We start from the raw sequence: 6136 nt of genomic DNA, 5'->3' as shown, positions 1-6136 counted from the left end.
CGTCACCGCCGCCCCCCCCGGGACCGCCCGGTCCTCCGCCGCCCGGCCATCGTGCCGGGCGGCGGACGTGTCTGACGGAGTGTGGACCCGTACTGACATACGCTCGCAGCGTGACGGAACAGGCGGTGCACACCAGGGGCCCGGCATTCCCGGGCAAGGCGGCAGGACCGGGCGGAACAGCGGGTTTCCTCGGTCGCAGGGACGAACTGTCGACGCTTCGCGCCGACACGGTACGGGCCGGGCTCAGCACCCTCGCCGGGCGGCCGGCGCCGCGCAGCCGGGTGCTGCTGATCGTCGGCCGCCCAGGCACCGGCCGCACCGCGCTGGCCGAGGAGTTCGTCCGACGGCACGCGGCGAGCGGTGACTTCCCCGACGGCGTGCTCCGCGCCCGGCTCACCGACCCCGGAGGCACCCCGGTCCCCAACGAGCGGACGGCGCGCGAACTGCTGTCCGCCCTCGGCCTGGTCGCACCACCCGGCGCGGACGAGGACGAGCTGACCGAGGCCCTGCGCACCGCCCTGGCGGAGCGCGGGGCCCTGTTGCTGCTCGACGACGTCGCGACCTCCGACCAGCTGAACGAGCTGACCCCCGACAGCCGCGGCTGCCTGGTGGTGGCGGTCGCCCGCGGCCCGCTGACCGGCGTACCCGACGTACGCCCCTGCACGCTCGGCGCGCTCGGCCAGAACGCCGCCGTGCAACTGCTGGTCCGCGGCGCCGGCCCCACCCGGGTCACCGTCGATCCCCGGGCCGCGGAGACGCTCGCCGAGCGCTGCGCCCACCTCCCCGCCGCGCTGCTCCTCGCCGGCGGCTGGCTCGCCGCCAACCCCGACGCGGCCGTCGCCGACGCGGCCCGCAGACTGGCGGAACCGGCGGGCGGACCCGAGAGCGGCGACGCGCTGGAACGCGCGTTCCGGCTGGCCGCCTCCCAGCTCTCCTCCTCCACCGGCCGCCTCCTGCGCCTGCTGGTGCTGGCGCCCGCCGGTCTGGCCGACGCCCATACGGCCGCCGCACTGGCCGGCAGCTCCATCGGCGCCGCCCGCGCCGCCCTCGCCGATCTGGCGCTGCTCGGGCTGGTGCGCACCGCCGAGGCGAAACCGCCCGGGCCGGAGCAGCCCGTCGGCCCGCTGTACGCCGTGCCCGCCTGCCTGGACCCGCTGCTGCGCGCGCGGCTCCTGCGGGAGGACCGTCCCTCCGATGTGCAGCTGGCCCAGGCGCGGATGCTGGAGCGCACCGTCCGCCAGCTGATGGCCGCTCACGCGGCCACCGCCGACCCGGGCAGCGAGGCCGCCACGTGGCTGGAGGGCCAGCCGGGCTCACTGCGGTTCGCCGACGCGCAGGCGGCGGCCGCCTGGCTCACGCATCGCCTCGGCGCGCTCCAGGCCGCCGTCCGGCTGGCGGTCGCCGACGGCGAACTCGACACCCTGGCCCGCCGGCTGATCGCGGCGCTCACCGCCGCGCTGCTCACCCACCGTGGCGCGCGGGCCGCCGCACCCGAGCTGTACGGACTGCACGAACTGGTGCTGGGGGTGGCGGAGCGGCAGCGCCTTCCCCGCGAACGCGCCGCCGCCCTGATCGACCTCGGCGACCTCGACGCCGCCAACGGCCGCCCACGCGCGGCGCTCGCGCGGTACCAGTCCGCGCTGGCGGCGCTGCGCTCGGACGGCGACCGCGCCGACCGGGTGGCGATCGGCCGGGTACTGGAGTCGATCGGCGGCACCCACGCCGAACTCGGCGGCTGGCAGCGCGCCGCCGACTGGTACAGCCGCGCGCTGGCCGCCGCACAGTCCTGTGACGACCGCGAGGCCGAGGCCAGGCTGCACGGCCGGCTGGGCGCCGTGCTCACCTACGACGCGCAGTGGCGCCCGGCGCTGCGCTCCTGGCGTGCGGCGGCGGCCGCCCACCGCCGTCGCGGGGACATCGCCGCGCAGGCGCGCGCCGTCGCCGAGGCTGCGCGGGTCCAGGAGTACGCCGGCTGGGCGCAGGACGCGCTGCGTACCTGCCGGGACGCGCTGCGCATCGCCGAACGCTCCGGTGACGCCCGGCTGCGGGCCGCGCTGTGGATGCGGCTGGCGGACGTCTCGGAGCGGCTGGGCCGGACGGGGGACGCGTCGGCGCAGCGGGTGGAGGCGGAGCGGCTGCTGGCGGACGAGGCGGGGGAGGCCGCCGCGACGGGTGAGGGGCCGGACCGGGACGCCCGGTCCGATCGTGATGACGGGGCCGACCGGGACGACCGGGACGACCGGGACGACCGTGACGACCGGGCAGAGGTGACCGACGGGGCCGGTGGGATCGACGGTGGGGACGGCCCGGGCGTGCCGGCGGAGCCGCCCGGGCGTCCGGAGGCCGGCCGTGGTGCGGGCGATGGCCGGGGCGAGGGAGACGGCGACGGAGACGGCAGTGGCGGGGCCGGGGGGCTGGAGCGCGTGACGGACGGAGTGGCTCCGGTGGCTCCGGCCCCGGGAGAGCCGCCGCAGCGCCCGGCGCACGCTCCGCGGCCCGCGCCGTCGTACCCACCGCGGGTGGGCGCACCGGAGAGTGACGCGCCCCCGTCAGGTGCCTGGCGCGAAACCATGGCGACTGCCGAGGGAAGCACCTACGAAACATAGCCAGAACTTCAAGACCTTGACCGATTGCAAGGCTGGACAGGAGAGCGTCCTTCATTAAGAATGAGGGGGCCGGGGTCGGATGGGCTGCTTCAGGCAAAGGGTCCCTATGGGGGCGTAGCCCGGATTCCCGGCGCTCGCCCCAACCCTCCGTACCCAAGGACCGTGATCGACGTGAAGGTCGGCATCCCCCGCGAGGTCAAGAACAACGAGTTCCGGGTGGCCATCACCCCCGCCGGAGTACATGAGCTGGTCCGGTCCGGCCACGAGGTCGTCGTCGAGCGGGACGCCGGCGTCGGCTCCGCCATCACCGACGACCAGTACCTCGCCGCGGGGGCGCGGGTCCTGGAGACGGCCGACGAGGTCTGGGGCGTCGCCGACCTGCTGCTGAAGGTCAAGGAGCCGGTCGCCGAGGAGTACCACCGGCTCCGCAAGGACCAGATCCTCTTCACCTACCTCCACCTCGCCGCGTCGGCCGAGTGCACCGAGGCGCTGCTGTCCTCCGGGACGACCGCCATCGCCTACGAGACGGTGGAGACCGCCGAGCGCGCCCTGCCCCTGCTGGCCCCGATGTCGGAGGTCGCCGGGCGGATCGCGCCGCAGGTGGGCGCCTACCACCTGATGCGTTCCGCCGGTGGCCGCGGCGTGCTGCCGGGCGGAGTGCCGGGCGTCTCGGCGGCCGAGGCCGTCGTGATCGGTGGCGGGGTGTCCGGCTGGAACGCCATGCAGATCGCGGTCGGCATGGGCTTCCGCGTGACGCTGCTGGACACCAATGTGAACAAGCTGCGCGAGGTCGACCGGATCTACGGCGGCCAGGTCCGGACGATCTCCTCCAACGCCTTCGAGCTGGAGAAGGCGGTGCTCGACGCCGACCTGGTGATCGGCGCGGTGCTCATCCCCGGCGCCAAGGCGCCCAAGCTCGTCACCAACGAGCTGGTCGCGAGGATGAAGCCGGGCAGTGTCCTGGTGGACATCGCCATCGACCAGGGCGGCTGCTTCGAGGACTCGCGGCCCACCACCCACGCCGAGCCGACCTTCACCGTGCACGACTCCGTCTTCTACTGCGTCGCCAACATGCCGGGAGCGGTGCCCAGCACCTCGACCTACGCGCTCACCAACGCGACGCTGCCGTACATCGTCCAGCTCGCCAACCGGGGCTGGCGCGAGGCGCTGCGCCGCGACCCCGCCTTCACCCTCGGGCTGAACGCCCACGCCGGCGATGTCGTCTACGCCCCGGTCGCCGAGGCGCACGACCTGCCGCACACGGCGGTGGAGAGCCTGCTCGGCTGAGGCGAGGCCCCGCCCCGCGGCCGCGTGAGCCGGTCGTCAACTCGACTCGTCGACAAGGCTCGTCAACCCGGGGCGTCAACCCGGGGATATGTCACACAACCGACCGGACGTCGTTCGACGGCGTCCGGTCAGTTGTGCGTACGGCGCCCCTCGTTCGTGGTCAACTCGTCACGAAGATCGCCGTTTAGCCGATTCCGGTCGGCCTCCAACGCGTTGTCCGGCCATAGCCTGCTCTGGACACCCGGCCCGCGAGTGACGGCGCGTCAGCCCCGGTACGGCGGATTGTGTTGCTGCGGACGGCCGACACGCCATAGAGTCGCCGAACGTCGGCATGGCGAGACGCTGACTCTGTCTAGAAGTTTCCTGGTCCCCAAGGAGGTAGGACGACTTGTGAATGAGTCGACAATTGCTCCCGGGGGAGGACAGCCAGGGGGACCGGGGCAGTCGGCGGACCCAGTCGGTCCGAGAGGGGTCGGCTCCGTCGCTGTCCACACCTTCGCGACACATAAGAGCTCATCGGACATGACAGCGCATCACAGCAGCGGCGGGCCCGAGGCCACCGCGCAGACCGGTTCGGGAAGCACCGACGCCGCCGCCGGCGGCCTCGACGAGCTCCCGGACGGCCAGTTCTACGACCCGGACGCGGAGTACGAGCCGGACCCGGAGTACGCGGCGACCATCGCCCCGGACGCCGCACGCCAGCGCCGCGAGCGAATCGGCCCCACCGGCCGCCCGCTCCCGTACTTCCCCATTCCCGGACCCGTCACCGAGCGCGGGCCCGCCAAGATCATCGCCATGTGCAACCAGAAGGGCGGGGTCGGCAAGACCACCTCGACCATCAACCTCGGTGCCGCACTCGCCGAGTACGGACGCCGGGTGCTGCTGGTCGACTTCGACCCGCAGGGCGCACTCTCCGTCGGGCTCGGCGTGAACCCGATGGAACTCGAACTCACCGTCTACAACCTGCTGATGCAACGCGGTCTGGCGCCCGACGAGGTGCTGCTCAAGACCGCCGTGGCCGGCATGGACCTGCTGCCCAGCAACATCGACCTCTCGGCGGCCGAGGTCCAGCTGGTCAGCGAGGTGGCCCGGGAGTCCACCCTGCAGCGCGCCCTCCAGCCGATGCTGGCGGACTACGACTTCATCGTCATCGACTGCCAGCCCTCGCTGGGGCTGCTGACCGTCAACGCGCTCACCGCGGCGCACAAGGTGATCGTGCCGCTGGAGTGCGAGTTCTTCGCGCTGCGCGGCGTGGCGCTGCTGACCGAGACGATCGAGAAGGTGCAGGAGCGGCTCAACCCGCAGCTCCAGCTCGACGGCATCCTGGCAACCATGTACGACTCCCGCACGGTGCACAGCCGTGAGGTGCTGGCGCGGGTGGTCGAGGCGTTCGACGAGCACGTCTACCACACCGTCATCGGACGTACGGTCCGCTTCCCGGAGACCACGGTCGCCGGCGAGCCGATCACCACGTACGCCTCCAACTCCGTCGGGGCCGCCGCCTACCGCCAGCTCGCCAGGGAGGTGCTCGCCCGGTGCCACGCCGAGTGAGTCTCCCGGCAGCCGACGAACTGTTCCGCACCACCGGTGGTCCCGCCGTCCAGCCGTCCGCGCCGCAGGAGAGCGCGGACGGCGAGGAGAACACCACCCGTGCACCGGCTCCGGGCGACGAGCAGACCGGTGACGGCCGGCGGCCCGACACATCCGAGGACGAGGACGGCCGCCCGGGCACCGGCCGGCCGGAGCCCTCGGCGCAGCGCGGGGCGCCGGTGCCGGCACAGGGCCAGCGCGGCGCGTCCCGCGCCGCCGGCCGCGCTGGCTCACCCGCCCCCGGCGGGCAGACCACCGCCGCCCAGCGCCGTGCCCGCGCTCCCCGACGGCCCAGCGGCCGGGAGCGCCACGACGAGAAGATCACGGTCTATGTCTCCGCCGAGGAGCTGATGGACCTCGAACACGCGCGGCTGGTGCTCCGCGGCGAGCACGGACTGGCGGTGGACCGCGGCCGGATCGTGCGGGAGGCGGTCGCCGTCGTCCTCGCCGACCTGGAGTCGCGCGGCGACGCCAGCATCCTCGTCCGGCGGCTGCGCGGCCGCTGAACGGGCCGGGCGACGCCGCCGCCGGACGGGCCCGGCGCAGGCAGCGGCCCGCCCGTGTGAGCGGAGAGAGCCCGGCCGCGCGGCGCCGTCGCTACGAGGAACACCGGCGGTAGGGTCGCTGCGCGATGACCGCCCCCGACCCGCCCC

The 6136-nt window shown here is 74.3% G+C and carries 3 protein-coding genes and 1 pseudogene; all 4 read left to right on the top strand.

Translation table 11 applies throughout. The annotated features are described in order from the left end of the window. Nucleotides 1–110 precede the first annotated feature (110 nt). Nucleotides 111–2153: pseudogene (locus E0D90_RS22660) on the top strand (AAA family ATPase); the annotation flags it as partial. Between the two features lie 624 nt (nucleotides 2154–2777). Then, nucleotides 2778–3893 (top strand): alanine dehydrogenase, encoded by a 1116-nt coding sequence (gene ald / locus E0D90_RS22655; protein ID WP_130799867.1) that lies wholly within the window; start codon nucleotides 2778–2780, stop codon nucleotides 3891–3893. Nucleotides 3894–4298: 405 nt separating this feature from the next. After that, a complete protein-coding gene (locus E0D90_RS22650) occupies nucleotides 4299–5444 on the top strand; it encodes a ParA family protein (RefSeq protein ID WP_130799866.1) in 1146 nt (381 codons plus the stop codon). Continuing rightward, nucleotides 5441–5989, top strand: a complete 549-nt coding sequence (locus E0D90_RS22645; protein ID WP_227870417.1) for a hypothetical protein — start codon at nucleotides 5441–5443, stop codon at nucleotides 5987–5989. The genes E0D90_RS22650 and E0D90_RS22645 overlap by 4 nt, the downstream gene beginning before the upstream one ends. Nucleotides 5990–6136: the final 147 nt, after the last annotated feature.

Origin of the sequence: Streptomyces otsuchiensis (assembly GCF_004305975.1) — a bacterium.
GTDB classification, from domain to species: domain Bacteria; phylum Actinomycetota; class Actinomycetes; order Streptomycetales; family Streptomycetaceae; genus Streptomyces; species Streptomyces otsuchiensis.
The sequence above is the reverse complement of the archived record's forward strand: the minus strand, read 5'-3'. Positions and strand labels throughout refer to the sequence as shown.